Here is a 301-nt window from a genome sequence, read left to right on the forward strand (position 1 = left end):
AGGCAAGCGCGATTACCAATGGCCGCGAGGCTTGGACCGGGATCATGAAGGACCCGGTTACCGCTCAATCCAAGAAATCGTTGAAGGGTCACCTTGCGGTTGTGCAGTCGGACGAAGGCATCCTCGAAGTCATTCAATCCTCGGAGTTGGGTGGTCGCGAAAACATGCTCCGCACCGTCTACAAAGACGGCGTGTTGTACAACGAGCAGTCGTTCAGTGAAGTGCGCGAACGCGCCGAGGCAAGTTCCTCGCTGTTCAAGCGGTTTGCTGTTCCGCACGCACACTCCACGGACCTGATCGT

The 301-nt window shown here is 57.1% G+C and carries 1 protein-coding gene; it reads left to right on the plus strand.

Annotation, left to right across the window (positions count from 1 at the left end):
• A partial coding sequence (locus AC1RPW_RS08340; RefSeq protein ID WP_481769497.1) for a hypothetical protein occupies nt 1-301 on the plus strand: 301 nt, incomplete at both ends.

This window comes from Dellaglioa sp. CoH-55-MRSF-8 (assembly GCF_056782195.1).